The organism is Pseudomonas sp. EL_65y_Pfl2_R96 (assembly GCF_963970905.1).
GTDB lineage: Bacteria > Pseudomonadota > Gammaproteobacteria > Pseudomonadales > Pseudomonadaceae > Aquipseudomonas.
Window position 1 is genome coordinate 1 of sequence record NZ_CAXAQH010000397.1, and the last position, 433, is coordinate 433.

Sequence of the window (433 nt, forward strand, 5' to 3'; positions counted from 1 at the left end):
GTTCCGCCGTCTGTTCCCGCGCACCGCGGAACTCGCTGCCGAGCCGGATTGGAGCGTCGCGCGTACGGTTGCGGAGAGCAGCCCGGATGCGATTGCGGTGACCGATCGAGCCGGACGGTTGGTGTGCGCCAACAATCGCTACGAGACGCTGTTCGGCGGCTTTGCGACCCCGCCGGGGCTGCCGTTTGATGCGACTGGTGTGGAGCTTTTGGGGGCTGCCGGACGCGCCGCCTGGCGTGATGGCTCGGCGGGAGTCGCCCGACTCCTCATCAAAGGCGCGCAGCTTTCCGCCGAAGTGACGCGGGCCGGCGAAGACGGCAACCTTCTGGTCTGGCGTTTCCATGCAACGCAGGGCCTGGATCTCGCCCAGACGATGGAGAATTTGATCTCGGGAGCGACGGGCGATCGACTCGGCAGCGCCGGGATCATGGCG

1 protein-coding gene is annotated in these 433 nt (G+C 67.4%); it reads left to right on the forward strand.

Features of this window, described 5'->3' with window-relative positions; all coding sequences use genetic code 11:
* On the forward strand, positions 1 to 433 hold a 433-nt coding region (locus tag AACY49_RS31240; protein WP_339528210.1), incomplete at both ends, for a PAS domain-containing protein.